The sequence below is a fragment of the Fulvimarina fulva genome, assembly GCF_039652615.1.
GTDB lineage: Bacteria > Pseudomonadota > Alphaproteobacteria > Rhizobiales > Rhizobiaceae > Fulvimarina.
Genome location: NZ_JBDJAC010000005.1, coordinates 73,889 through 99,676, shown reverse-complemented (window position 1 = coordinate 99,676; position 25,788 = coordinate 73,889). Strand labels below are relative to the sequence as shown.

General features: G+C 61.7%; 21 protein-coding genes. 6 read left to right on the top strand and 15 right to left on the bottom strand.

Annotated elements, in window-relative coordinates; all coding sequences use genetic code 11:
• Positions 1–207 precede the first annotated feature (207 nt).
• A complete protein-coding gene (locus ABDX79_RS09040) occupies positions 208–1,959 on the top strand; it encodes a putative bifunctional diguanylate cyclase/phosphodiesterase (protein WP_346219954.1) in 1,752 nt (583 codons plus the stop codon).
• Between the two features lie 154 nt (positions 1,960–2,113).
• A complete protein-coding gene (locus ABDX79_RS09035) occupies positions 2,114–3,877 on the top strand; it encodes a DEAD/DEAH box helicase (RefSeq protein WP_346219953.1) in 1,764 nt (587 codons plus the stop codon).
• Positions 3,878–3,961: 84 nt separating this feature from the next.
• On the opposite strand, the gene ABDX79_RS09030 is transcribed toward ABDX79_RS09035, so the two are convergent.
• The 7 genes from ABDX79_RS09030 to ABDX79_RS09000 all read right to left on the bottom strand — a co-directional run bounded on the left by ABDX79_RS09030 (position 3,962) and on the right by ABDX79_RS09000 (position 11,697).
• The gene (locus ABDX79_RS09030) at positions 3,962–4,564 is read right to left on the bottom strand and encodes a hypothetical protein (RefSeq protein ID WP_346219952.1); all 603 of its coding nucleotides are present in this window, start codon (positions 4,562–4,564) and stop codon (positions 3,962–3,964) included.
• 221 nt (positions 4,565–4,785) lie between these two features.
• Complete coding sequence (locus ABDX79_RS09025; protein ID WP_346219951.1) at positions 4,786–5,193, bottom strand: hypothetical protein; 408 nt, start codon at positions 5,191–5,193, stop codon at positions 4,786–4,788.
• Complete coding sequence (locus ABDX79_RS09020; protein WP_346219950.1) at positions 5,193–5,876, bottom strand: hypothetical protein; 684 nt, start codon at positions 5,874–5,876, stop codon at positions 5,193–5,195. Before ABDX79_RS09020 ends, ABDX79_RS09025 begins: the two co-directional genes overlap by 1 nt.
• Positions 5,877–6,035: 159 nt before the next feature.
• On the bottom strand, positions 6,036–7,058 hold the full coding sequence (locus ABDX79_RS09015) for an SHOCT domain-containing protein (RefSeq protein WP_346219949.1): 1,023 nt from the start codon (positions 7,056–7,058) through the stop codon (positions 6,036–6,038).
• A 130-nt stretch (positions 7,059–7,188) separates the two neighbouring features.
• Positions 7,189–9,588 (bottom strand): PAS domain-containing sensor histidine kinase, encoded by a 2,400-nt coding sequence (locus ABDX79_RS09010; RefSeq protein ID WP_346219948.1) that lies wholly within the window; start codon positions 9,586–9,588, stop codon positions 7,189–7,191.
• Positions 9,589–9,729: 141 nt separating this feature from the next.
• Positions 9,730–10,410: a GNAT family N-acetyltransferase gene (locus ABDX79_RS09005; RefSeq protein ID WP_346219947.1), complete on the bottom strand. Its 681-nt coding sequence runs from the start codon at positions 10,408–10,410 to the stop codon at positions 9,730–9,732.
• 153 nt (positions 10,411–10,563) lie between these two features.
• Entirely contained in the window at positions 10,564–11,697 is a 1,134-nt protein-coding gene (locus tag ABDX79_RS09000) for a type III PLP-dependent enzyme (protein WP_346219946.1), read from the bottom strand.
• Between the two features lie 551 nt (positions 11,698–12,248).
• Here ABDX79_RS09000 and ABDX79_RS08995 point away from each other — a divergent pair.
• Positions 12,249–13,166: a LysR family transcriptional regulator gene (locus tag ABDX79_RS08995; protein WP_346219945.1), complete on the top strand. Its 918-nt coding sequence runs from the start codon at positions 12,249–12,251 to the stop codon at positions 13,164–13,166.
• Between the two features lie 149 nt (positions 13,167–13,315).
• On the opposite strand, the gene ABDX79_RS08990 is transcribed toward ABDX79_RS08995, so the two are convergent.
• On the bottom strand, positions 13,316–15,421 hold the full coding sequence (locus tag ABDX79_RS08990) for a Na+/H+ antiporter NhaC family protein (protein WP_346219944.1): 2,106 nt from the start codon (positions 15,419–15,421) through the stop codon (positions 13,316–13,318).
• Between the two features lie 326 nt (positions 15,422–15,747).
• Between ABDX79_RS08990 and ABDX79_RS08985 the strand changes: the two genes are divergently transcribed.
• Positions 15,748–17,145 (top strand): dipeptidase, encoded by a 1,398-nt coding sequence (locus tag ABDX79_RS08985; RefSeq protein ID WP_346219943.1) that lies wholly within the window; start codon positions 15,748–15,750, stop codon positions 17,143–17,145.
• Here ABDX79_RS08985 and ABDX79_RS08980 read toward each other — a convergent pair.
• Genes ABDX79_RS08980 through ABDX79_RS08970 form a run of 3 tightly spaced genes read right to left on the bottom strand, consistent with a single transcriptional unit; the run spans position 17,142 to position 19,196 of the window.
• On the bottom strand, positions 17,142–17,957 hold the full coding sequence (locus ABDX79_RS08980) for a metallophosphoesterase family protein (RefSeq protein ID WP_346219942.1): 816 nt from the start codon (positions 17,955–17,957) through the stop codon (positions 17,142–17,144). The genes ABDX79_RS08985 and ABDX79_RS08980 overlap by 4 nt on opposite strands.
• Positions 17,954–18,745: a 4'-phosphopantetheinyl transferase family protein gene (locus ABDX79_RS08975; RefSeq protein ID WP_346219941.1), complete on the bottom strand. Its 792-nt coding sequence runs from the start codon at positions 18,743–18,745 to the stop codon at positions 17,954–17,956. The genes ABDX79_RS08980 and ABDX79_RS08975 overlap by 4 nt, the downstream gene beginning before the upstream one ends.
• Positions 18,738–19,196 (bottom strand): hypothetical protein, encoded by a 459-nt coding sequence (locus ABDX79_RS08970; protein ID WP_346219940.1) that lies wholly within the window; start codon positions 19,194–19,196, stop codon positions 18,738–18,740. Before ABDX79_RS08970 ends, ABDX79_RS08975 begins: the two co-directional genes overlap by 8 nt.
• Before the next feature lie 504 nt (positions 19,197–19,700).
• On the opposite strand from ABDX79_RS08970, the gene ABDX79_RS08965 reads away from it, so the two are divergent.
• Positions 19,701–21,575: a GAF domain-containing protein gene (locus ABDX79_RS08965; protein ID WP_346219939.1), complete on the top strand. Its 1,875-nt coding sequence runs from the start codon at positions 19,701–19,703 to the stop codon at positions 21,573–21,575.
• Between the two features lie 14 nt (positions 21,576–21,589).
• The gene (locus tag ABDX79_RS08960) at positions 21,590–21,976 is read left to right on the top strand and encodes a response regulator (protein ID WP_346219938.1); all 387 of its coding nucleotides are present in this window, start codon (positions 21,590–21,592) and stop codon (positions 21,974–21,976) included.
• 122 nt (positions 21,977–22,098) lie between these two features.
• Here ABDX79_RS08960 and rlmN read toward each other — a convergent pair whose 3' ends face one another.
• From rlmN to thpR, 4 genes are all read right to left on the bottom strand, one after another.
• Positions 22,099–23,328, bottom strand: coding sequence for a dual-specificity RNA methyltransferase RlmN (rlmN, locus tag ABDX79_RS08955; RefSeq protein ID WP_346219937.1), 1,230 nt, complete (start codon positions 23,326–23,328; stop codon positions 22,099–22,101).
• Between the two features lie 261 nt (positions 23,329–23,589).
• Positions 23,590–24,096 (bottom strand): invasion associated locus B family protein, encoded by a 507-nt coding sequence (locus tag ABDX79_RS08950; RefSeq protein ID WP_346219936.1) that lies wholly within the window; start codon positions 24,094–24,096, stop codon positions 23,590–23,592.
• Between the two features lie 396 nt (positions 24,097–24,492).
• A complete protein-coding gene (locus tag ABDX79_RS08945) occupies positions 24,493–24,867 on the bottom strand; it encodes a YkvA family protein (protein ID WP_346219935.1) in 375 nt (124 codons plus the stop codon).
• Between the two features lie 95 nt (positions 24,868–24,962).
• Positions 24,963–25,559 (bottom strand): RNA 2',3'-cyclic phosphodiesterase, encoded by a 597-nt coding sequence (thpR, locus tag ABDX79_RS08940; protein ID WP_346219934.1) that lies wholly within the window; start codon positions 25,557–25,559, stop codon positions 24,963–24,965.
• Positions 25,560–25,788 lie beyond the last annotated feature (229 nt).

Here is a 25,788-nt window from a genome sequence, read left to right as displayed (position 1 = left end):
GGGCCGCGAGTTTTTGCAGCTTATGTTTGGCGGTCGGTCGGCTCACGGGCTTGCAGGTCGCCAACTTCTACGATGTGGTTAGCGGGCTACGATCGACACGGAGGGCTTAAAAGTCCCAAATTTTTTAAGTCTTTATGCAGAGCTTATCGTCATCGTCGTCCCAAACCAGGCATCGAGAGACGCTGCCAGATATGGGATGGAAGGATCGTGTTCAGAACAGAAGATCGGCGTGAAACGCCCCTGATCGCGGCCGCTGGCGGTCTCGCGTTCGGCGCGATGGCCATTCTCGCAGCAATGATCGATAGCGGACGGTTCGAGCTTCCCGCTTCCGTCCCGGTTCAGGTCTACGAGGCTTCTAGCCAGATTCGTGCCGACGAGACAGTGCCAAGGGAGTTCCCTTCGATCGTCAGGCATTCCCCAGGCGAGGAACGCCGGCAGGACCGGCCCGCTTCAACGGTGGTATCGACGCCTCGCGCCGATACCACGCCGTTACCGGCAATTACTCACGAACGTCTCTCGACAAACCTGCATATCCTGTTCTGGTTGCTGGCGGCCCTGTTGACCTGTGGTCTCGCGCTTTTGGCCCTTCTCGCTGAAACCCGCAGGAAGGCCCGCAAGAGCGCCATGACCGACGAACTGACCGGTCTGTCGAACAGGCGCGCCTTCAGTTGCCATATCAACGAATATTTTCAGGCGCGTGGAAACCGGAGAGATGCCACGGCTGCCATGCTGCTCTTCGATATCGACAATTTCAAGCTCGTAAACGATGAGCATGGCCATGACGGCGGCGACTGGCTCCTCAGGATGTTTTCGGACCGCGTCTCCAAAAGCATCGGCCCGGACTGCCTGTTTGCCCGGCTCGGCGGCGACGAATTCGCTATCGCCCTCTTCGGCGAGAATGCCGAAAAGCGGGCACATGAGACCGCGAACCGGCTGATCGCAATCGGATGCGAGCCCTACGAGATTGCCGGCCGAAGCCTGAAGGCGACGAGCAGTGTCGGCGGAGTCGTATTCGGGGGAGATCTGACGAATATCGCGTCCATCATGCGCCTGGCAGATATCGCGCTTTATAACGCAAAGGAAAACGAGCGCAGCACGGTCTGCTTCTACGACGAGTCAATGGAACTGAAGGTCACGAAACGCGCAGCTCTTGTGCGCGACCTGCGCCACGCGGTGGAGAACGGCGAGCTTTCGCTGCATTTTCAGCCGATCGTCGAGCTTGCCGACTCCAAGCTTGTCTCGTTCGAGGCGCTGCTGCGCTGGCGGCATCCGACGCGCGGGTTCGTCTCGCCCGGAGAGTTCATTCCGATCGCGGAGGAGAGCGGCCTCATCGTGCCGATCGGTCTTTGGGTCATCGAGGAAGCTTGCCTTGTCGCGGCAAGCTGGCCGGGCCAGATCGGGTTCACGGTCAACCTTTCACCACGCCAGTTCGGCGATGACCGGCTCGTCCCGACCATCATCGACGCCCTCGACAGGAACGGCGTCGATCCGGCGAGGATGACGGTCGAATTGACCGAAACCGCGATTATCGAACATGACGGTGTGGTGCTTTCCGCTCTGAAAAAGCTGCGCGGGAAGGGCGTGAAAATCGCCCTCGATGATTTCGGGACAGGTTTTGCCTCACTCAGCTATCTCACCCGCTTCCCGTTCGACGTGGTGAAGATCGACCAGAGCTTCGTGCGCGAGGCTAGCCGCAACAACAACGCCGACGTGGTCATCTCCTCGATCTGCGATCTCGCATCGCGTCTCGGCCTCGAAACGGTCGCTGAGGGCATTGAAAGCCTCGATCACATGGAGTTGGTTCGCAAGGCCGGCTGCAATCGCGGCCAGGGCTATCTGTTCGGCAGGCCCGAACCCACGATCGATTGCACCACCCGGATTGCGATCGAGACGCTTCGCGGCGTGACCATGGGAACGATCAGGCAATTCGAGGCGCATGTCGTGTCAAAGACGGGCTGAATCGACCTTTCGAAGCCTTTCCGTGCGAGAAACATGACGCACGGCATTGAGGCGATGGGCCAGATGTGGCATATCGCACTGCAGAAAGCCTTGGAATACGCGGTTGGATGAGTTCCGCAACACGAGGCGCACTTCTCGCCCCCAAGGACTTTTCATGTCACTCCCCACCACGAGCAAGCCGCTCGCGGACGCTCTGTCGAACCGCGGCTACACCACACTGACCGATGTCCAGAACGCCGTTCTGGACGAAACGCTCGCAGAGCGTGACCTTCTCGTTTCCGCCCAGACCGGCTCCGGCAAGACCATTGCCTATGGCCTGGCCATGGCTGGAACGCTGCTTGGCGAGGCTGAGCGTTTCGGCGAGGCCGCCGAGCCTCTCGCCCTCATCGTCGCCCCGACCCGCGAACTCGCAATGCAGGTGACGAACGAGCTCACCTGGCTTTACGCCGGCACGGGCGCCAAGCTCGCGACCCTCGTCGGTGGCATGGACCCGCGCGCCGAGCGCCGCCGGCTGAACGACGGCGTTCATATCGTCGTCGGCACGCCGGGCCGGTTGCGCGACCACCTGACGCGCGGTGCCCTGCAGATCGGCACGCTGAAGGCGCTCGTCCTCGACGAGGCCGACGAGATGCTCAATCTCGGTTTCCGTGAGGATCTGGAATTCCTGCTGCAGGCAACGCCTGCCGAACGCCGCACGCTGCTCTTCTCGGCGACCCTGCCGAAGACGATCATCCAGATGACCCGGAACTATCAGCGCAACGCGCACCGGATCGAGATCGCGAAAGGTCAGAGCGGCCACGCCGACATCGAGTACCGTGCGGTCCGCATCGCGCCGAACGAGGTCGAGCACGCGGTGACGAACGTATTGCGCCATGCCGAGCAGCCGAGCGCGATCGTCTTCTGCAACACGCGCGAAACCGTGCGGCATCTCTCGTCCGGCCTCATCGAGCGCGGCTTTGCCGCCGTGACGCTGTCCGGCGAACTCGGACAATCCGAACGCAATCAGGCGATCCAGGCGCTTCGCGACGGCCGGGCGCGGGTCTGCGTTGCGACCGATGTCGCCGCGCGCGGTCTCGACCTGCCGAGCCTCGGCCTCGTCATCCACGCCGATCTTCCGAGCGATGCTGAAACGCTCCAGCACCGCTCGGGTCGTACGGGCCGGGCAGGGCGCAAGGGCGTCTCGGTTCTCCTCGTGCCGATCTCGCGTCGCCGCAAGGCCGAGCGCCTTCTGGCCGAAGCGCGGATCAAGGCGACCTGGGGCGCGGCGCCATCCGCCGACGAAATCCGTCAGGCCGACGAAGCAAGGCTCGTCTCCGATCCGGTCTTCTCCGAAGCACCGAACGAGGAAGACGCCGCCACCGCTGCCCGCCTGCTGGAGAGCCATTCGGCGGAAGTGCTCGCGGCTGCCTTCGTGCGCCAGTGGCGCGAGCGCATGCCGTCTCCTGAGGATGTGTTCGATCCCAATTTCGGTCCCGATCCCAAGGGCGGCCGCCCGGCCGAGCGCGGCGAGGGCAAGCCGAAGAAGCATGAGCGCGGGGGCCCGAGCGTCTGGTTCCACATGGATGTCGGCCGCAAGAACAACGCAGACCCGAAATGGCTGCTGCCGCTGCTCTGCCGGCGCGGCAAGATCACCCGCGACGACATCGGCGCGATCCGCATCTTTGATCGCGAGACGAAGTTCGAGATCTCCGAGAGCGTCGCCAAACGCTTCGCCAAGGATGCCGAGGTCAGCGACGGCGACGATATCACGATTACCCTCGCAGACGGTGCGCCGAGCCCCGACCGCAAGGGTGGCAGAGGTCCGAAGCCCGGCGGCAAGCCGAAATTCCGGAAGGATTCGGGAAGCGCTGCGCCTTCACACGGCAAACCGCGCCAGTCCAAGCCGAAAGCGGCGAAAGCGCGGGCCGGCAGGGGCTGAAGTCTCGCCGGTCGCCGTCGGGCCGAGCGTCCGGCCTCAGCTTGAGTGAAGGCCGCGATACCTGACCCAAAATGACGCGAAGGATCAATCCGTTTCGCTGGCCGGCAATTCGCTGGCCGGCAGTTCGACGGCCGCGCACTGAAGAAATTGCGATACGTTTTCTTGAAGTTCTGCCCAGCGGTGAATGAATATTCGAGGATAGCCCATTTGAACATCAAGATCGCCTCCTCGGAAGTAATGATTGCACATTGGATTTTTCGACAGCGGCGCTTTCGGTGACGAACATTGAATAGTCGTCCGCACCTCCCCGGCAGCATCAAAGGCGACGAACAAATCGCTGCCGTAGTATTTCGTCGCCGACGAGAATTCGGTATCCAGCCACGTCAATCCGGCAGGGCCCGGCCGGCCGGGTGGGAGCTCGGTCAGGCGCGTCGTTCGATCGCGGGGCGTTGCGAAGTGGAGCGCCCAACTCTCAGGCCCATCGTCGTCCCGGGTAGAGAAATTCATGTAGTTGTCTCGACCGTCGCGAAGCCTTTCGCTCGTCTGCTTGCGCGTGACCGGGGCGAAGTCGTCCATGTCGACGCGGAAGAGCTGGGAGTAATCCTCGAAGCCGCCGCGCTTGTCCCAGTAGTCTTCCCAGTACTGCACAGGCACGCGAAGCCCGACCCGCCTGTTTTCCTTCGTCATCACGATGATGTTCGTGGCGTAGTCCGCATCCGGCGTGAACGCGAAACAGGGATCCATCTCATTCGGAAGTGCGGGCAACGAAACGCAGAGAATGGCGGCTACGACAACGACGGTCCTGTAGATCTTGCTCATTGCGCAAACCTGTCCTGCTCGCTATTCGGCGGACCTGCCAGGCCGCCGCCCAGCGAATGCCCGGTGAGCACTATGCTCTCGGCGATGGACTAATCGATCACGCCGTTGGCGTCCCGGCTGATCTCCTCCAGAAAGCGGGTCGAAAAGGCGAACTGTTCGGCTTCGTAGCTTCCGGCACCGATCGCCCAACCCTCAACACCATCGTCTAATAGGTCGAAACCGTCGAAATCAGTGCCGCGGTAAGAAATGACGGTCTCACCCGGCGAGAGATCGTCGACACCAGCGCCTATGGTATAGGCCGTTGCGGAGAAGCCGGCGGCCTGAGCAAGAGTTTCTGTACTGTCTTCCGAAGCGTAATCGTCCAACAAGTCGTCAGAATTGGCGAGGATCTGAGCAGTACCCAAAGTGGTACCATCTAGATTGATTGCCGCGCCTACACCACGGTTATATGCGTCCAAAGATAAGATAGATAAAAACAAATCTTTTGAGATTGGCATTAGTCGAAGCTCCGGAACGCTGAATTGGGGACATTCCGCAGAGGATGATCGTAAGGACGTTTAAGATTGACTGGTACGCATCTATTTCCGGGACTATTGCACCGGATCAATTCGGGAAACGATCCATCAGTCACCGCCTCATCCGTCCTCTCAAGCGTCAAGCTCTTCAGTCGGACGCCCTCGCCGAAGCTTGCGGCGAGATCGTCGGGATCGACCTGCCGGATGGTTTCGGGCTTTGAGATGTCATCGAAGGTGACGATGAGCGGATAGGCCACGCGGGGAACGTCCACCGGCACGCCCAGAGGCTCGGCGAGAACGGCTGCGATGCCCTCCTCGCTGCCGGCATAGGCCGGGGTTTCGGAGAAGGTAAAGGTCGCGTTGGGTCCGGCATCGCCGGCAAAACCCTCTGCGCTTTTAAGCAACGCGATGAGAGTCCCGCGCTCGCCGAGATCGACGACGACGGCCTCCCCGCGCGGTTTCCAGCCAGCCTTCGCGCCAGGCAGCGCCTTTACAGACTCGGATCGATTGGCGCTGAACCTGATTTCGACGACGCTTTCGCCCGTTTTCAAGCCTTCAGGCGTCTCGACGGCCACCACCATCTTCTGCCGCCACTCGGCCGCATCGCAGCCCGGAACGAGATTGAGGAGAAAGACGGAGAACGAAAGGAGAGCCGCGCGGATCATGGCTGGAACATCCGATTGGAGATCAGGGTAAGCTGATCCAGCCACACAACCATTACGACTATAACGAAAGCCTAAATACGAATGGCGGTTTGTCCTTCTTTTTGGACAAGGGGCGGTGGAGCCGATTCAGCCAAAGAGGGATCGGCCGACGCAGCCACTTTACAGACGGGACAACAGCTCCGCCTTCTTCGCGGCGAATTCTTCCTCGGTGAGGATGCCCTCGTTTTTGAGTTCGGCGAGGCCGCGCAGGAGGGCGAGAGGGTCGCCAGCCGGCTTCGCGGGTGACATGGACGGTTTGTCGGCGGACGCGTGACCGGGCATCTCGCTGGTCGATCGGGAGCGAGCCGTGTCCTCTCCGTGGGCCGTATGCATGTAAGCGGCTTCGGGCTCTGCCTGCTCTTGACGAGCCGGGATTTCGCCTGAAGACGAAGTCGATGGCGAAGCCGATCTTGTCGGTTCGACCGTTGCTTCCGAAAGCGATGGCGATGGATAAGCCGGCCCCTGCGTCTGAGACTGGAAGCTTCCCGCGTTCGACGACGGGACTTTCGATTGCGACTGCGATGCAGGCTCCGTCGAGATGCGATCGTCGGCAGAGCCCACCCTCTCGCTCGCCATGCTGTTTGCCTCCTCGACCGTGCCGCCGTCGACGACCCTCAAATCCGCCGGTTCGATCGATCCGAGCTGGCTCGAGAAACGCAGGCTCGATGTGCCGCCCTGTTGCTGGGAGACCCCACCGATCTGGTGTTGCCCGGTATCGTAGACGGTCACCCGGCCACCGGTCTCAATCGCAAGCCGGGCACTGCCGGGAAAGACGGCGTAGCGAATGCCGTTCTGCGCGCCGCTCGAAGAGGGCTGGCCGAGCTCTTCGGGCCACCAGCCACTCTGCGATCCGAAGCCGAAGCCATCCGAGCGCGCGGTGCGCATCGGCAGGTCGCCTCTCGCAAGCGAGCCCGAGACCATGTCGGCGAGCGCCGCAACCCGGCCTTTCAGCTGATTGTTGAACATATCGCCGATCATCAACATGCCGCCCGCCGACCACTGGCCGAACCCGCCGAGTTCGAAATGATTGAACTGGGCCATCGTCCCGCCGCCAGCGCGCAGCGCTTCGATCATGGCACGAACGGCATCTTCCGAAAAGCCGGTCGAAGAGGCGATGCGGGCGATCTCTTGGGCGTCGTCCATGACAGGTTCCTGTTTGCGATGTTTCGTCCTGCCATCCTGGCAGATGGCGAGGTTGTCCGCGATGGTCTTTGGGAAGATGGGTGGCGATGATCGCCATTACACCCGGCCTTGGTTCGCCGGATACAGGCATTTATTCGCTGAGGATTGCCTCCAGCGAGCAGACGAGGCCATCGGGGTTGTAGGCGAGATCGAGCACGCCGCCGAATTCTGCGCCGAGCGACTGCTTGATGAGGCGGGAGCCGAACCCTCTCTTCTCCGGCTGAACAACGGGCGGGCCGCCGCTTTCGCGCCATTCGAACGTCATCGGCTGGCCTTCGCTACTTCGTTGGCCGAGGGTCCACCGGATCGCGACTTTTCCGTCTTCGGTGGCGAGGGCGCCATATTTGGCGGCATTGGTCGCAAGTTCGTGCAGCGCCAGCGACAAAGCGAGGGCCTGCCGGGCGGTCAGCATGACCTGCGGCCCGTTCCAGGTGAGGCGTTCTGCCCGTCCCGGATGATGGATGAGCAGCGTCTGCGCAACCACTTCGGCCATCGGTGCGGAGGTCCAACTCGTTTCGACGAGAATGTCGTGCGCCTTGGCAAGTGCGGAGATGCGTCCCGAAAACGCTTCAAGTCCCTTTTCGGGATCGCTGGCACGTCGGATGGTCTGGTTAGCGATCGCGGAGACCATGGCGAGCGTGTTCTTCACCCGGTGCTGGAGTTCGCGGGTCAAAAGGGACTGGTGCTCTTCGGCGAGCTTTTCTTCGGTGATGTCGCGCACGGCGCCAACGAAGCGCAGGGTCTTGCCGTTCTCGACAAGAGTATGACCTTTGGCCTGAACATGACGAATGACGCCGTCCTCTGCCCCAACGGTCCGGTAGACGATGTCGTAATCGGCGGCGACGGTTGGATCGAGGGTCGCATCGACAGCCGCGACGACGCGGTCCCGGTCTTCCGGGTGAACGCCGTTGATGAAGGTGTCGTCGTAAGTGACGTCCTCGCCGCCGAAGATGCCGAACATGGCCCGGCAACGCTTGTCCCAGATGAGCTTACCGGCGCCGATATCGTAGTCGAACGTGCCGATGTCGGCCGCTTCGTGCGCCAGCCTCAGCCTCGTCTCCGTCTCGACCAATGCGAGTTCAGCTCGCCTGCGGCGCGTATAGGTCCAGGAGCGGGACAAGATTTCACGGATGAAGGCAATGTCCTCAGAGGGCCAGGGGCGCGGCCGGTTGTCGTGGACATAGAAGATCATGCGCAACGCGCCCTGTTCGATCACCGTGATGTTCACGAGCGAGCGGATCGAGATCGCCGCGAAGCGATCGACGAATGCGGATGTTTTCGGATCTATGGCGATATCGGCGATCGTGACGAGGCCGCCGCCGAGGGCGCTGTTGAAATTCTCGCCATATGCCCGGAGATCGAAGTCGCCCTTCAGCGGCGCAACGTCCTCGGCCGTCCACTCGTTGACGACCGTTGCGGTGTGTCCATGATTGCCGACGACCGCATAACCGACGCGGGAAACGTCCAGGGTTTCACCCAGGATCGTCAGCGCATTCATCGCGTATTCGTTCGGCTCCATCTCCTTGAGGAGATCGTCCCCGAGACGCAAGATGGCGGCCTGCCTCAGCGAGCGTTCCTTTTCGGAGGTCATGTCCACGATGGCGCCGGGAAATCGCGAGGGCCGGCCCTTGTCGTCCATGAAGCAGCGACCGCGACTGTAGATCCAGCGTATGCGCCCTTCGGCGTCGATCGTCCGGTATTCTTCGGCGAACGGTTCGCCGCTTTCCGATGCGCTGCGTATTTTTTCGCTCACCCGCTCGCGATCGTCCGGATGGATGCCGTTCACGAACGCTTCGAGCTCCGCGCCGCGTTCGGCGGTTTCCGGTGGAAGGCCGAAAACCGATGCGAACCGGGCATCGGCCCAGATTTTGTCGTTCTTGATGTCCCAGTCGAACGTGCCGACGATCGCGGAGGCGTCGAGGGCTAGTTGCAGGCGCTCCTCGCTGGTCTTAAGCTCGGTTTCAGCAAGGATCTCACGCGTCCGATCCCTAAGGATCTTGATATAGCCGACCGCTTCCTCGTCGTCGTTGTAAAGCGGCATCATCTCGCCGGAGGCAAAGAAGCGCGATCCGTCCGCCTTCATATGCCAGCGTTCGTCGCGGGCTTTGCCTTCCGTCAGAGAGAGGCGCATTTCCTTAAGATGAACGCCTTGCTCGACATCGTTCGGCGTGAAGATCGTTGCGATGGGACGGCCGACGACCTGTCGCTCCGACCAACCGAGGACAACTTCGGCCGCTTCGTTCCAGGTTGTGATCATGCCGTCGAGATCGGCGGCGATGATGGCATAGTCGACGGCGCTTTCGACGATCATCCGGTAGACGTCGCCCTTCGCGTGGATAGGACGGCGCGGGTTTGCCACCGCCTTCTCCGAAGTGCCGGATTTCTCCCGTAGCGCAGCCAGTTCGGCTTCCGCGCGCGATAGGCGGAGGCGCAGGTCCTCGTTCTCATCTTGCAACGAGGACAGGCGATAGTCCTGCGTCTGAATCGTCATCTCCCCGATCCGTGCCTTGACCCCTGCGGTTGTGAACCGATTGGTCGCACGCCGTTCAAGTTCACTTCCATTTGATCAAGTATGTCACGATAAGCAAGGGATGAGCGGCCGAAAGAATGTTTCTTTTTGCATTCCAGCTACTTAAGCGGCTTCTGCGACGGGGACTCTCGCGACGAGCGTAGCGGTATCCCCGATCGCAGGATCGCAATCGATCATTGTGCCGCTCGGCGTGATCAATCCGCTCGCGCCCTCAAGGGCGTTCCGAACGAGTTCGAGGGCGAGAAGCCGCCGCTGTTCAAAGGGACCGGGCATCGCAAGTGCGCCGGTCGCAAGCGTCGAAAAGCCGAAGCGCACGTAATATTCAGGATCGCCGACGAGGACGATCGCGCCGTGGCCTAGCTCTTTGGCGGCGGCTATAGCATGGCGCATCAGTGCGCCTCCGAGGCCGAGGCCTTGTGCGCTCGGTTCGATCGCGAGCGGGCCAAGAAGAAGGGCGGGCGCAGACTGACCGTCCCGCTTGCCGGCCGAAATGTGCCAGAGCCGCAGCGTGCCGAGAAGCGTGCCATCGGGCGCGATTGCCACGAATGCAAGACCTTCGGCCGGACGCCGGCCCCGACGGATCGTTTCGGAAGATTTCCGCGTCCGGCCCGGGCCCATCGCGTTGTCGAGCAGGGCCTCGCGCTGAGGCACATGGGCCTCCGTCTCCGCAACGATCGCAAAAGCGGCCGGCGCAGGCGCGGGCAGGAGGGTGATCGCGGGAAGGCCGAAGGCGACCGGCTGAACCGGGGATGCGCAGGTATCGGCGAACGGGATGTGAAGCATGACAGACCACCCATGACAAGAAGGCGGTTGACGAATGCCGTTCAAATGAAGAACGGCGCGCGGGGATCTGGCCCGGCACGCCATTCGTGCCGGATCAGAAGGTTCGGCTTCGTCGTCGAAGCTGAGAAGCGTTGATCGGTCTCATGAAGCCTCTCAGATCACGTAGCTCGCCAGCGGCTCGAAGCCGTTGAAGGCGACCGACGCATAGGTCGTCGTGTAGGCACCGGTTCCCTCGATCAGAACCTCGTCGCCGATCGTCAGCGCGAGCGGCAGCGGATAGGGCTTCTTCTCGTAAAGGACGTCGGCCGAATCGCAGGTCGGGCCGGCGAGGACGCAGGGTTCGGTCGCACCGCCATCATGGCGGGTGCGGATCGGGTAGCGGATCGCCTCGTCCATCGTCTCGGCGAGACCGCCGAACTTGCCGATGTCCAGATAGACCCAGCGGTTCTCGTCGGTGTCCGACTTCTTCGAGACGAGCACGACTTCCGCCTTGATGACACCGGCATCGCCGACCATGCCGCGGCCCGGCTCGATGATCGTCTCGGGCAGGCGGTTGCCGAAGTGCTTCTTCAGGCTCTCGAAGATCGCGTGGCCATAGGCCTGCGCGGTCGGGACGTCCTTTAGATAGCGGGTCGGAAAGCCGCCGCCCATGTTGACGAGCGTCAGGTTGATGCCGCGGCGCTCAAGCGCTTCAAAGACGTGCTTCGCATCGCCGATCGCCGAGTCCCAGGCGTTCGTGTCGGTCTGCTGGGAGCCGACATGGAAGGAGATGCCGGTCGCCTTGAGGCCGAGATCGCGGGCATGGGTGAGAACGTCGATCGCCATGGCCGGCACGCAGCCGAACTTGCGGCTGAGCGGCCATTCGGCGCCTTCGCCGTCGGTCAGGACGCGGCAGAACACACGGGCACCCGGTGCGGCGCGGGCGATCTTCTCGACCTCTTCGACGCAATCGACCGCAAAGAGCGACACGCCAAGAGCATGAGCCGAAGCGACATCGCGCTCCTTCTTGATCGTGTTGCCGAAGGAGATGCGGTCCGGACCGGCACCGGCGGCGAGCGCCATCTTGATTTCGGCGACTGAGGCGCAGTCGAAGTTCGAGCCGAGCGAGGCGAGCAGCTTCAGGATTTCCGGCGCGGGATTGGCCTTCACGGCGTAGAAGATCGCGGAGTCCGGCAGGGCCTTGCGGAAGGCGCTGAAGTTTTCCTTCACCACTTCGAGATCGACGACGAGGCAGGGGCCTTCGACAGGATTGGCGGCGAGGAAGTCGGTGATGCGCTGTGAGGCCATGGTGGCTCTCCCATAAACCAGGCGGCCCGATGTCAGACGGGCGGGTCGACGAGGAGCGAAGACGCGAAGAAGCCAAGCCGGTAGAGGTAGAATCACCCTGGCCGGTTCGAATTCTCTCGCGCGACGCGATGGTTCCGGAAACGGCACAGCATATGCACCGGCTTCGGGTATCGGTCTGCCATGGATTGGAGGGCTTGAACCCGCCGCACTTCAGGCAAGGAAGGTGTGCCTCTTCAGTATTCCCGGGTTTGGACACCGGGAGAGACCAGAAAGGCCCGGACCGTCGTTGCTTCAAGCGTCCTCGGTTATCGCGCGGCTCGCGAAACCGACTGGGTGTGTTACGTCCAGGTACCGTCCCGGTTCATCCTCGCTATCGTGAGGACCGGGGGACGCCCATGGGCACGTGCGACATTGGGCAAGACATGAAATAAACATCGTATCTGTCATGCGCAAGACAAAAATCGCCCCATCCCAAAATTTTGGGAGTGAGTTGATTTCAGTGGCAAAAGCGCCATAGCCACACGAGACGAACACAGGAGAGAGACGACGCGATGGATACCCTGACCCGCATGCGCGCTTTCATGGCTGTCGTCGAGAACGAGGGGTTCTCTGCGGCTGCGCGCAAGACAGGGCGCTCGAAGGCGCTGCTTTCCAAATATGTGCGGGAACTGGAAGACGAGATCGGCGTCCTTCTTATCAACCGGACGACGCGTCAGGTCGCTTTGACGGCGGCCGGCGAGGTCTACATGACGCGGGCCGGCCAGCTGCTCACCGACATCGAAAGCCTCAACGACGCAGCGCGCGAGGCCACCGGCGAAGCCAAGGGTCTCATCCGCGTCAGCGCTGCGAGGACATTCGGCGATGCGCATCTTGGCCATAGCCTGGTCGATTTCGCGGTCGAGCATCCCGATATCAGCCTCGACGTCCATCTCGACGATGGGTTCGTCGACCTCGTGAACGAAGGCTTCGACGTCGCCATCCGCATGACGCGTCTTGCCGATTCAGCGCTGATCGCCCGGCGTCTCGCCTCCCTCGATTTCTGTGTCGTGGCGAGCCCCGAACTCCTGAAGCGTCTCGGAAAGCCGAACCATCCCTCCCAGGTCACGAATTATCCGGTGGTGATCGACTCGAATGCCCGGATTTTCTCGTCCTGGCAGTTTCGTGATCCGGAGACCGGACAATCGCTTCCCGTGCAGGTGTCGGGTCAGTTCACGGCCAACAGCCCTGTAACGGTGCGTGCGGCGGCACTCGCCGGTCTCGGGCTTGCCCTGTCGCCATCCTTCGTCGTCAAGAACGATGTCAGGGAAGGGCGTCTCGTGAAGTTGTTCGAGGAATACATGGAGAGCGAGGCCGGGATTTATGCCGTCTTCCCGCACCGCCGCCATCTACCGGCGCGCGTGCGCCTGTTCGTCGATTACCTCGCCAACTGGTTCAAGAAGCATGAACTCGATCTGAAGCGGGACGACTGAAACAGTAGCCGGGCCCCTGAGCTGGGTCCGTCTCATTCCGCTGGACACATGAATTGACCCATGGCCAGTTCTTGTTCGCAGCACGGCTCAGGCGCCGCTCGGGCTGCCGACGAACCTTTTAAAGCGGTGCTTTCAAAGGTCCCTTCGTATCATTCCGCAGGCTGCGCGCTGGCCCCGGCCCCAGAGCTTCCGCTCTCCTTGTTTTCGTCGACGACAACTGTGCCGACGAAGCGGACGACCGCGAAGGCCGCAGCCATGCCGAGAGGCAGCGTGATCCACCAGGGAACGCCGTAACCGGTCGGGATCAGGCCGACGAGAATCGATATTCCGCCGACGGTGAGCGCATACGGGATCTGCGTCCGCACATGGTCGATATGGTTCGATCCCGCCGCGACCGACGAGATGACCGTCGTATCCGAAATGGGCGAGCAATGGTCGCCCCAGACACTGCCGGCCAGTATGGTGCCGATTGTGGCGTAGAGGATATACATGTTCTCGCCGTCGCCCATGCCCGCATTCTGCATCAGCGACCAGACGAGCGGCACGGCGAGCGGCATTAAGATTCCCATCGTGCCCCAGCTTGTGCCCACCGCGAAGGAGACGGCCGCCGAAAGAACGAACAGGATCGCCGGCAGGAATTGCGGCGGGATCGCATCGCCCAGAACCGAGACAAGGAACGCTGCCGTGTTGAGGTCCTCCGCGATCGCGGCGAGCGACCATGCGAGCGTCAGGATGATCATGACGAAGAGAACGGACTTCATCCCGTCGAACCAGGCGAGAACCGTCTCCTTCATCGACATCAGCCGCTGGGACAAGGTGAGGACGAAGGCTGTCAGGACGCCGAGAAGGCCCGACCAGACGAGCGCCTTGTTGCCCTCCGCCGAGCCGATGATTTCACGCAGGCTATCGCCTTCGCCCGTGACGTAGAGGCCGATCGCGACGGTGAGGATCAGGACGATAATCGGCAGCAGGGCATTGATCGAGCGCTGGGTCACGCCCTCCTTGAGGCGCAGTTCGCCGCCTTCCTCGGTCTCGTCGTCACCCTCGCCGCTCGCAGCCTCGGCGCCTTCGCGGGTCAGATGGCCGTCGATTGCGGCCCGGCGTTCGGCTTTCAGCATCGGCCCGTAGTCCCGACCGAGCGAGGCAATGGCGATCACGAAGGCGAGGGCGATGATCGGGTAGAAATTATAGGGAAGAGCGTTGAGGAAGATCGAATAGGCGCCCTCCTGATAGCCGATCGAGCCGACCGCATCCTCGATGAGCCCGATCTGATATCCGATCCAGGTCGAGATGATCGCGATGGATGCGAGCGGCGCCGCCGTCGAATCGACGATATAGGCGAGCTTCTCGCGGCTGATCTTCATTTTGTCGGTCACCGGCCGCATCGTGTTGCCGACGATCAGGCTGTTGGCATAGGTTGAAAAGAAGATCGCGAAGCCGAGCCCGTTGGTCGCAAGCTGCGTGCGCTGCCGGGTTTTGGCAAGGGTCGATATACGGTCCGCGATCGCGTGTGCGCCCCCGTTTCGATAGATGATGCCGATCATGCCGCCCATCATCAGGGTGAAGACCACGATCTGCATGTGGCTCTTGGAGCCATCGGGCGGGACGAGGGCTTCGAGAATGTAGACCTGGATCGTATCGAGAAGGCCGTACCAGATCCCGCTGATCGAGAGCCCGTAGGTCATCCATGCGCCGAGCGCGATGCCGAGGAAGAGGGACGGTACGACCTGCCGCGTTGCGAGCGCGATTGCGATGGCGAGAAGCGCCGGCAGGATCGAGAACCAGCCCGAGATGATGGGGATCGTCGCTTCCTCGAAGGTCTTGCCACCCGACACGAGCATCAGCGTGCCGTCGTCGCCGCTCGCTGTTATCTCGTCGATCGTGGCGGTGAAGCCGATTTGGTCCTTACGCTCCTCGAAGGCATCTGGAGCGGCCTCGAACCGCTCGCCGCCAACCTCGATCGCGACGGGCTGGGGCGGGACGATGTTCGCAGTCACGTCGATCTCGAAAGGAACCCCGTTCAAGAGGACTTTCGGCGGCGAGAAGGTGAGTTCGAGCGGCTCGTCAGCCGTACTCGCCGGGCTCGTGTCGGGTGCGCCGGAAGTCTCCTGCGCCAAGGCGGGAGAGGCCGCTAACGACAGGAGGACGGCGAGCATCAGGACAAGCGGTCTCAGAAACGGCTTCCTAAGAGCGGCCAAAGCCGCTCCGATTGCGATCGGCATTTTCTGGAGGGGCGAAAGGCGTTGATCCGGCATGGCACGACCTTCTCTCTTGGTAAGGCGCACCGAGGCGATCCGATCATTCCCGACCGGTCGACATCAACGGCGCCTGATAACCTTCAAAGTCAGCTAGTGGCCTTGCGTCATCGGTCGATAGGGGGAAGTGAAATACTTGAATTTCAATGTTTTAATCCGTGTTCATGAAAGATGAAAAAACAAAGGGACTGCGATCTGTCTCACCTGTTGCAAACCCCTGCGAAATGGGCGTTTTCGCCACGTTCTCGACATAATTCGGCTTTGTCCCGGGCCGCCTCCGCGCTAGGTTTCGCACCAGCGGAATTTTTTCATGCAGGACAGACTCCATGGCATCTCTCGACAGCGTTTTGAGCTGTATCGACCTCAATTTCGATCGCTCGCTCGATCGGCTCTTCGAGCTTTTGCGCATTCCGTCGATCTCGACCGATCCCGAATACAAGAGCGAATGCCGCAGGGCTGCCGACTATCTGGCCGGTGATCTTTCTGCGATCGGCTTCGAGGCATCCGTTCGCGACACAACCGGCCATCCGATGGTTCTTGCCCGGCACGAGGGACCTGAAGGGGCACCGCACGTCCTGTTCTACGGCCATTACGACGTTCAGCCGGTCGATCCGATCGAACTGTGGACGTCCGATCCCTTCGAGCCGGTGGTGGCCGATGGGCCGGGCGGCACCAAGCGGATCGTCGCGCGTGGTGCGGCGGACGACAAGGGGCAGTTGATGACCTTCGTTGAGGCCTGCCGGGCCTACAAGGCGGAAACCGGCGGGTTGCCCTGCGGCGTCACCATTCTGTTCGAGGGTGAGGAAGAGTCGGGTTCGCCTTCGCTTTTGCCGTTCCTCGAGGCGCACAAGGACGAGCTGAAGGCCGATGCGGCGCTCGTCTGCGATACGAATATGTGGGACCGGCAGACCCCGGCCATCTCCACCGGCCTGCGCGGTCTCGTCGGCGAGGAAGTCGTTATCAAGGCGGCGAACCGCGATCTCCATTCCGGTTACTACGGCGGCGCGGCGGCGAACCCGATCCGCATCCTGTCTCATATTCTCGGCCAGATGCACGACGAGATGGGCCGGGTTACGATTCCCGATTTCTACGAGGGCGTCGACGAGGTGCCGCTCGACGTAAAGACACAGTGGGACGCGCTCGATTTTTCCGAAGAGGCGTTCCTTGGTGACGTCGGCCTTTCGGTTCCCGCCGGCGAAAAGGGGCGCTCCGTGCTGGAGCAGACCTGGTCACGCCCGACGGCGGAGGTGAACGGCATCATCGGCGGCTATACGGGCGCGGGCTTCAAGACCGTGATCCCGGCCGAGGCGCGCGCGAAAGTCTCCTTCCGGCTCGTCTTCCGGCAGGACCCGGAAAAGCTGCGCGAGAACTTCCGCCGCTTCGTGCGCGATCGCTTGCCGAGCGACTGCACGGCGGAATTCCATCCGCATGGCGGATCGCCTGCGATCCAGCTTCCTTTCGACAGCCCCTGGATCGCGGCGGCGAGCGAAGCGCTTTCCGAGGAATGGCCCAACCGGGCGGCGATGATCGGAATGGGGGGATCGATCCCGATTGCCGGGGAGTTCATGAACCAGCTTGGCATGGAGACCCTGCTCATCGGCTTTGGGAATGGCGATGACGCCATTCATTCGCCGAACGAGAAGTACGAGATGACATCCTTCCACAAGGGGCAGCGCTCCTGGGCACGAATCCTCCACCGTCTCGGCAAGGGGGTAACGGCCTAAACCGCCAGAATTTCCCGTACCGCAAGATCCGCGTGGGGCCGGCGGCCCTGCCACTGTTTCGGATAGCCGAAGGACACCTCCTCGAACGCGGTCCCGTCGATCGCGCGAGAGGAGGGGATATGGATATGGCCGGAAACGACGGCTTTGGCGTGGTAGCGGCGATGCCAGTTTTCGGTCAGCTTCGTGCCGCACCAGATTGAAAAGCGCGGAATGCGTGGCGTGCGGGCGACATCCTCGCGCAGCGGCCAATGGCTGACGAGAACCGTCGATTCATTCGGGCTGATGGCATCGAGCCGGGGCTTCGTCGCCTCGATGCGCGCATGGCACCACTCCGTTCGCGAGGCATGGGGGTGTGGCGACAGAAAGAATTCGTCCGAACACAGCACACCGCTTTCCCGCGCCCATGGGACCGCATTTTCGAAGGCGATCTCCTGCGGACGGAAGGAATAATCGTATAGGAGAAAGAGCGGGCAAAGCCTGACAGGTCCGCTCTCAAGGTAGAGAAGCGGGTAGGCGTCCTCTGGCGTCAGAACCCCGTAGTCGCGGCAGAGCGCGACCAGCTCCTCGTAGCGAGCGACGCCGCGCACGGTGTCCGCACCGGGGCGGGTCCACAGCTCGTGATTGCCGGGCACCCAGACGAGCTTTGCGAACTTCTGAGCGAAGTGCTCGAACGCAAAGCGGATATGCTCGTTTTTTTCCGCCACATCGCCTGCGAGGATCAGCCAGTCCTCCGGCCGGGCCTCGATCTCGGCAATCGCCTCCCGGTTCGCCCGGTGGCCGAGATGAAGGTCGGAGACGGCAAAGAGCCTCACGAAAAGGCATCCGCGATGGCGGGCGTGATCGCACGCGGCGAAGAGCCCAGCGGCTCCGCCACATGAAAACGGCAGGACGGCGAGCCAGACGGGCGAGCAAGCGCCAGCCGATGGGCGGGGCCGATCCGCCGCCGCTCGAAGCGCCAGCGGTGAGGGCTATCGTCGATCTTGTCGTTGAACGAGACGGGTGGAGGGTTTTGCGAGCAGTCGAAGAAAAAGCCGTCGAGGGGCAGGGAGAGACCCATGCCCCGTGCCTTGATATAGGCTTCCTTCAGGGTCCAGAGGGCGAAGAACCGTTCGGTCCGCTCGCTTTCGTCGGACCCGGCAGCGATCCAGTCGGCCTCCTCTGACGTGAAGAAGCGCCGGGCCACGTCATGATCGGGCGCGCCGCGCGCGATTGCCTCGACATCGACGCCGATCTGTTCCGTGGTGCCAGTGGCCAGGGCAACGAGCCCGCGCGTATGGGAAAGATTGAAGAACAGCTTTGACGGAGAAGCAGCCGTCGCAGGCCAGTCGATTGCAGGCCGGCCGTAAATGTTCGGTGCGAAGCGCCACGCAGATGGCGCGATATCGGGCCGGAGGCGGCTCAAACTGGTGCGCAGGAGCGCCCGCCCGACGAGAAACTCCTCTCGCGCACCTTTCACCCGGAAGCGATCGTGACGCTCCCGCTCGCCTTGATCGAGCAGGCCGACATAGGCTTCGAGCCGTTCGGGCGGCAGGTCACCGATCAGGACGAGATAGACGTCGACAGGATCGAGATCTCGCTTTTCCTCGCCGGTCTCAGTCATGCAACTCGGGCATCCTGCTTGTTTTCACCCGCCGGCGCGGCCGCCACGTACCCGCCCTTCGGCCGGCGACCAGCCAGTAGGTGAGGGCGAAGACGATCCCCGCCATGACAATCGCGGCCTGGATCGAGCCGCTCGGAGCCTGCTCGCCATAGGCCAGAATGATGATGGCGACGGCGCCCACGATCCCGGCTGCGATGTGGAACAACATGGAGGAAAGCCCCAGGATCTCGCTCGCCGCCATGAAGATCGCCCACGGGATGAGCAGCGTCGAGCCGATCTGTGCGCCTTGTGCCCAGAAGGCGACCGCCGAATGGACATAGACGACGGGGCTATAGAAGTTCCCGTTCTCCATCAGCCCGAGATAGGGCCAGAGGATCGTGAATGCACTCGTCAGGCAGGCGGTAACAAAGCCGAGTGGAATGACGAAGAGAAAGCGGAAGACAGTTGCCATGGACCGGAGCCGTACTTAGCGGTTCGACACGATTGGGAGACCGGCGGTTGGCGCGGGGCCGGCACGACGAGAGGCAGTGATCGAATGAGGAGAGAAGGCGAGGGACTGTTTCATCGAGCTCAAAGTAAGCGCTGTCGCCGCGATTTCGATGCTTGCCGCTTTGGGGCGGGCGAAGGGACGCAGATCGGCCCGTTCTCTTCAAGACGCGAACCATCCGAGCACGCATATCTGGCTGACCCGAAACCGCAAAATGTTTCAGGTCGCGGCGCTGTTCGATAAGTTGCGAGGCGGTCGTGCCAAAGCCTCCTGGCGATCGGAACGCGACAAGGGCCGACGGGCTACATAACATAACCGTGACGACCGCCCGTTCTTGCGATAAAGACGTGGGAATTGGTTTCCAACCAACTGAGCGACCACGAAAAACCGCTTCTGAACGAGATGTATCAAAACAATTTTTCCGAGAATCGTTCGGCCCGGATCTTGGCGCTCCAGCGAAGCGGTCTCTTGAACCGTACGGGGCACGAGCAGTTCGGGCATCTGACGGATCATGTCCGCGACATTCTGGAAGTCCCCGCTGCAATCGTGACGCTCGTCGACGAAGAGCGACAGGTTTTTGCGGGCCATAGCGGCTTGCCGAGCCCTTGGGACGAGCGCGGCGAAACGCCGATGACCCATTCGTTCTGCCAGTATGTCGTCAATCGGAACGAACCGCTCGAGATCAGCGATGCGCGCCTTGACCCGATGTTGAAGGATAATCCTGCGATCGGCGATATCGGAGTGGTAGCTTATCTCGGTGTTCCGCTCGCTCTACCCGATGGTGAAGTGGTGGGGGCACTGGCGGCGATCCACAACGAGGCGCGTGACTGGTCCGCGACCGATATGAGGCGGCTCCAGTCCATCGCCCGAATGGTCGAGAAGGAGATGGCGGTTCGCATATCCGAGAGCCGCTGGCATTCTCTTTTCGAGAGCCTGCAGGAAGGCTTCGTTCTGGGTTGCGTTGTGCGCGACGAGGCGGGCAACATCATCGACTGGCGCTACGAGGAGGTCAATTCCGTCTGGTACGATCTCGTCGGCCTGGAACGTGGATCGGTCATCGGCCGGACGGTTCGCGAACTCATCCCTGATATCGAGGATGCCTGGGTCGAGGAGTTCGCGAATGTCGTGGATACAGGCACACCCCTGCGCTTCACCCGGCAGGTCGGACCGACGGATCGCTGGTATGACGGAATAGCGCAATCGGTCGGCGGGGATCGCTTTACGGTGATCTTCATCGAGGTAACCGATCGCATCGCTCAACAACGGCGACAGGACGCGTTGATCCGTTTCGGCGACGAGTTGCGCGACCTGAAGTCCGTATCGGATGTCACGCTCGCGGCGGCACGTTGCGTCTCGGACGGCATGCCCGCTGACCGCATCGGTTTCGGATCCGTCGACTGGCGCTCGGAAACTGTTCATATTGCCGTCGATTGGTGCGCCTCGAACATTACCAGCCTCGCAGGCATGCACGAGTTTCGCTCGTTTGGTTCGTATATTGAGGATCTCAAGCGGGGCGATACAGTCGCGATCGACGATGTCGAGACGGACGAACGGACCGCCGCGAGCGCTGAGGCATTCGCCGCCATTCAGATCCGCGCCCTCTTGAACCTTCCCATCATCGAGAACGACCGGCTTGTTCTGGTCGTCTTCGCCCATAGCCGCAACGTCCGTGAATGGTCCGCCGAGGAACTCCAGTTCGTGCGTCAGGTCGGCGATCGAACGCAGGCAGCAATCGGGCGGATCAGGGCCGAAGAGACCCAGGCGGTCCTCAACGGCGAACTCTCCCATCGGCTCAAAAATTCCTTCGCCATGGTCCAGGCCATCGCCACTCAGACGCTCAAGGGCGTAGAGAATCGAGAAGCGGTGAACGCGCTTTCAAAGCGTCTCAGGGCCCTTTCCCAGGCGCACGACGTTCTGCTGCAGGAAAGTTGGTCTTCCGCCCGGTTGCGAGATGTGGTCGCAGCTGTCCTTTCGGTGTTCGAAGTCGGTGATCGTTTCGTGATCAAGGGCCGCAGCATCGAAATCGGCTCCCGTGCCACCTTGTCGCTCTCGCTTCTTCTGCATGAACTTGGAACCAATGCCGTGAAGTACGGCGCCTTGTCCGCGCCGGATGGCCGCGTGGAAATTGACTGTTGGGTCAAGCGAGAAGACGACGAGGAACGGCTGTATTTCAGCTGGAAAGAGCGCGGCGGCCCGCCGGCAAAGGAACCCGAAGGACTTGGGTTTGGTTCACGTATTATCAGGACCGGGCTCATCGGCTCGGGCGGCGTTGTCCTGAATTACGGTGAACAAGGTTTCGAAGCCTTAATGTCTGCCTCTCTGTCGCAGATGCAGCAAACATGACATCGAGATCACGAATGCTCAGCGCCACTGACGATATCGAAAGGGACATCGTGCTCGTGATCGAGGACGAGCCAGTTCTGCGCCTCGAGGTCGTCGATCTCTGCGAAGAGATCGGCTTCGACGTCATCGAAGCCATGGATGTTGAGGACGCCATTGCGATCCTCGAGACCCGTCCCGATATCCGCATCGTCTATATCGATCTCGATATGCCGAAGGGGATCGACGGTGTGAAGATCGCCGCCGCCATCAGGGACCGGTGGCCGCCGATCGATATCATACTGACAGCGTCGACCCTTGATGCGGCTCGCGTGCGTCTGCCGGTCCGGGCGGAATTTTTCGCAAAGCCGATCGACCATTCCCTCGTCGCCAGGATGATGCGGTCGATGGGCTCGGCCCCTTAAGGTCAGCCGCCGGACGAACCTCGCCATCGTCGAAGTGGTGGGAAAGACTATTCGTCGAGCGGCATCGACTCCTGTTACGGGCGAGAATTCGCTCGGGGGGCAACAGGCTTCGTCCGTCGAGATCAGGCCGTCGGCTGAACCGCCTCGCGGTCTTTCTTGCGCATCCGCTCCGATTCCGACTTCAGCTGGCCGCAGGCGGCGAAGATATCGCGGCCGCGCGGGGTGCGGATGGGGGAGGCGTAGCCGGCCTGGTTCACGTAATCGGCGAAGCGCTCGATCTGGTCCCAGTCCGAACACTCGTATTTCGATCCAGGCCAGGGATTGAACGGGATCAGATTGATCTTCGCCGGGATGCCCTTCAGCATCTGAACGAGATTCCGCGCGTCCTCCATCGAATCGTTCACGTCCTTCAGCATCACATATTCGAAGGTGATGCGCCGGGCGTTCGAAAGGCCGGGATAGTTGCGGCAGGCCTCGAGCAGCTTTTCGAGCGGATACTTCTTGTTGATCGGAACGAGCTCGTCGCGCAGCTCGTCGTTCACCGCATGGAGCGAGATCGCCAGCATGACGCCGGTTTCCTCGCCGGCGCGCACGATCTCAGGTACGACGCCCGAGGTCGAGAGCGTGATCCGGCGCTTGGAGACAGACAGGCCTTCGCCATCCGAGATGACGCCGAGCGCCGTTGCGACATTGTCGAAGTTATAAAGCGGCTCGCCCATTCCCATCATGACGACGTTGGAGATGAGGCGCCCCTCCGAAGGGACGATCGCGCCGGCCGGCGTGTTCACCTCGGGAAAATCGCCGAGCCGTTCGCGCGCGAGGAGAACCTGGGAGACGATCTCGCCCGCCGTCAGGTTGCGCACGAGCCGCTGGGTGCCCGTATGGCAGAATGTGCAGGTGAGGGTGCAGCCCACCTGAGAGGAAACGCAAAGCGTGCCGCGCCCTTCTTCCGGAATATAGACCGTCTCGATCTCGACCGGGCGGCCGGCACCGCGCGGCGGAAAGCGCAGCACCCATTTGCGTGTGCCGTCCACCGAGACCTGTTCGGTGACGATCTCCGGCCGCGCGATGGTATAGGCATCGGCGAGCTTTAAGCGCAGTTCCTTCGAGACGTTCGCCATATGGGCGAAGTCCGAGACCCCGCGCACATAGAGCCAGTGCCAGAGCTGGGCCGTGCGCATGCGCACCTGCTTCGCCGGCACGCCGATCTCCGCCAGCGCGTTGCCGAGTTGGTCGCGGTCCATGCCGACGAGTGACGGCTTCTCTCCATTGTCGGCGGCGGCCGGCGAGAGCGCTGCGGCGTCGACGACGGGCCGGGTCTTCGGATCGGCGAGGTCGAGAGAGACGGACATGGATCAAAACCTTCGTGCGGGCGAACGGACTATGCGCGACATTCTGGGCCGAAGCCTGGCTTCGTTCCGATGAGCGCTCAAGATCAATTGGGTTATACGCGGCTAAATGCCGTGTCTCAGGTCATTCTTCAAGCCGCGAGGACTTTGAAAAGGGCTATGAACGCCAAAAGAGCGCCTCGGCAAGGCCGGACGCTCCTTGATAAATGGCTGGCTAAGACCTCAGCGAACCATAAGACGGCTGAAGTGCGGTCGATCCGGTGCTTACTTGCAGTCCTTGATCGAATTCAAAGCTGCGGTCACGCCGGACAGGGAATAGGTGTAGCTCGTATTGGTGCCGCGCTTGGAGGTCGCGGAAATGGTCATCGAGCGGCCGGCGCGAAGATCGGAAACGAGCTGCGGTTCCTGGGCGGCATTTTCCATCCAGGCGGAGTCGTTCTTGGAGAACATCGCGTATTTCTTGCCGTCGACATCCACTTCGACCTTTTCGCCTTCCTTCAACTCGTAGCCCATGACGACCTGCGGCTCGTAGGCGATACCCTGGCCGGGCTTTTGCGAGATGAGGAAGAAAATGTCGCCATGATCGACATTCGACGGCTTCATCTGCTTCGGCGTCGAAAGGATGTAGCAGACCTTCCCGCTCGAATCCGAATAGGCGTATGTGCCCCAATCATTGTACTGGTTCATGCGGGTCGGCGTCTGAGCTGCACTTGCGGCGCTCGACACAATGAGTATCGCCGCCGTCGCCGTCAGGAGTTTCTGGATGGTCATGGTTCCCCACTTCGATTGCGTCTTCATATGGCCTTGAAGGGCTTCCGCGTGTCTCCGGACCGTGGCCGATCTGCCGAAGACCTCGCCTGACCGGGACAATTGCACGGTCCGCCTTTACCGGCGGTTAACGGTGACATGTCACGGGCTCGTGAGCCTCAAGACGATACGGTATTCCCTCATGGGTCCGCACCTTTGGACAAAGGCGTCCACATACCCCACAGTGGAGCGGACCGATCACAATTTTGAGGAACCGAAAGAATCTGGCGACAGTGCGGCGTTGGCGCATCAATCGGTGGGAATTTCAGGTCAATCGGCCGAATTCTCTCCGGCCGGTTCTTCTGGGAAACAGATCAGGACAAGAGGCTCGAAGCAGCGAGGATGGCTCGACGGTAATCCTCAAAGACTGTCCAGGGTCTCTCTTGCCCGGTCATAATGCTCCGGGCGGATATTCGAGCGCACGGCGTTGAACGCTGCGAGGAGAACGGCGATGTCGTCCGTAAAGCCAAGGCCGATGAACATGTCCGGAATCACGTCGAACGGCAGCACGAAATAGAACAGCGCCGAGAACAGGATCGCCCGGCTCATCGCCGGCGTCTTGCTGTCGAGTGCGCAATAATAGGACGCGACCACGTCTTCCACGAACGGAATGCGCCCGATGTTCTTGCGCACCTTGTCGAAGAAGGAGGCGCGGACCTTTTCCTCCTTTTCGCTCTGCTCCTCCGCGGTGCCGGGTCGCAAGATTTCCTGAATGCGGATCCTGTCCAGCGCCATTTTCGACATCCTCCGATGGTGTTCACCCGATGAAATGGGCCCGGTGGGCAGAAGCCTCAAGGGGCGCTGGCCGACGGATCGCGCCGCAAGCCCGTCTATCCGCGAGAATATTCGTAGGCGGTACTCTCGTAGGCATTGGAGGCCTGAGACCGCGCGGGCTCGCGAAGCTCGAAGGGCTCTTCCAGAATATAGGGCCCGCCGCCGATCGACGCCTTGGAGGAATAGAGCCCGAATCGCTTCACCTCGAAGGCGGGCGAGCGATAGCCGCCTTTTTCTGCGAGGTACTTCGCAACGTCCCGATCGCGCGGCTGGCGCAGGCGGGCGATCGTCACATGGGGCATGAATTTGCGCCCATCGCTCGGCAGTCCGAGGCGCTTGGCGATCCGGTCGATCTCTGCCTGAAGTTCGGCAAGCGCCGGCGATCCGACGACGCCGGCATAGAGGGAATGCGGCTTTTTCGGTGTGAATGCACCAAGGCCTTGAAGCGTGATCGAGAAGCGTGGCCGGTCGATCCGGTCCAGTGCCTCCACCAGATCATCGGCGGCGCGCGGCTCGATATCCCCGAAAAAGCGCAAGGTGAGGTGATAGTTTTCCCTGTCGATCCAGCGCGCGGAGGGGAGCCCGCCGGTGAGGAATGTCAGCGTCGTTGCGACATCCTGAGGAATCTCGAGGGCGGTGAACAGACGGGGCATGGATCGTCTCCGTGCAGATGGAGCGGAAGGCGCCTCGGGCCTACCGCTCAAGCTTTCATCCTTCGAGCTATGCCGCAAGAGGGTACCGGCTTTGCGCACAACCCTATCCCGCTCGCGGCTCGTTGATGCCAGATTAGGGCGTGAAACCGGCGTTTTGGGAGAAACACGCCGTCGGTTTTCGGAGGGTAGATCAGGTCTCGATGGATGAGACCACGCAATGAAGGGCATC

Excerpts from the sequence above, each read along its gene's own strand:
- ABDX79_RS09035 (WP_346219953.1), top strand. The coding sequence starts at position 2,114 with ATGTCACTCCCCACCACGAGCAAGCCGCTCGCGGACGCTCTGTCGAAC.
- ABDX79_RS09030 (WP_346219952.1), bottom strand. The coding sequence starts at position 4,564 with ATGACGAAGGAAAACAGGCGGGTCGGGCTTCGCGTGCCTGTGCAGTAC.
- ABDX79_RS09025 (WP_346219951.1), bottom strand. The coding sequence starts at position 5,193 with ATGCCAATCTCAAAAGATTTGTTTTTATCTATCTTATCTTTGGACGCA.
- ABDX79_RS09020 (WP_346219950.1), bottom strand. The coding sequence starts at position 5,876 with ATGATCCGCGCGGCTCTCCTTTCGTTCTCCGTCTTTCTCCTCAATCTC.
- ABDX79_RS09015 (WP_346219949.1), bottom strand. The coding sequence starts at position 7,058 with ATGGACGACGCCCAAGAGATCGCCCGCATCGCCTCTTCGACCGGCTTT.
- ABDX79_RS09010 (WP_346219948.1), bottom strand. The coding sequence starts at position 9,588 with ATGACGATTCAGACGCAGGACTATCGCCTGTCCTCGTTGCAAGATGAG.
- ABDX79_RS09005 (WP_346219947.1), bottom strand. The coding sequence starts at position 10,410 with ATGCTTCACATCCCGTTCGCCGATACCTGCGCATCCCCGGTTCAGCCG.
- ABDX79_RS09000 (WP_346219946.1), bottom strand. The coding sequence starts at position 11,697 with ATGGCCTCACAGCGCATCACCGACTTCCTCGCCGCCAATCCTGTCGAA.
- ABDX79_RS08995 (WP_346219945.1), top strand. The coding sequence starts at position 12,249 with ATGGATACCCTGACCCGCATGCGCGCTTTCATGGCTGTCGTCGAGAAC.
- ABDX79_RS08990 (WP_346219944.1), bottom strand. The coding sequence starts at position 15,421 with ATGCCGGATCAACGCCTTTCGCCCCTCCAGAAAATGCCGATCGCAATC.
- ABDX79_RS08985 (WP_346219943.1), top strand. The coding sequence starts at position 15,748 with ATGGCATCTCTCGACAGCGTTTTGAGCTGTATCGACCTCAATTTCGAT.
- ABDX79_RS08975 (WP_346219941.1), bottom strand. The coding sequence starts at position 18,745 with ATGACTGAGACCGGCGAGGAAAAGCGAGATCTCGATCCTGTCGACGTC.
- ABDX79_RS08970 (WP_346219940.1), bottom strand. The coding sequence starts at position 19,196 with ATGGCAACTGTCTTCCGCTTTCTCTTCGTCATTCCACTCGGCTTTGTT.
- ABDX79_RS08960 (WP_346219938.1), top strand. The coding sequence starts at position 21,590 with ATGCTCAGCGCCACTGACGATATCGAAAGGGACATCGTGCTCGTGATC.
- rlmN (WP_346219937.1), bottom strand. The coding sequence starts at position 23,328 with ATGTCCGTCTCTCTCGACCTCGCCGATCCGAAGACCCGGCCCGTCGTC.
- ABDX79_RS08950 (WP_346219936.1), bottom strand. The coding sequence starts at position 24,096 with ATGACCATCCAGAAACTCCTGACGGCGACGGCGGCGATACTCATTGTG.
- ABDX79_RS08945 (WP_346219935.1), bottom strand. The coding sequence starts at position 24,867 with ATGGCGCTGGACAGGATCCGCATTCAGGAAATCTTGCGACCCGGCACC.
- thpR (WP_346219934.1), bottom strand. The coding sequence starts at position 25,559 with ATGCCCCGTCTGTTCACCGCCCTCGAGATTCCTCAGGATGTCGCAACG.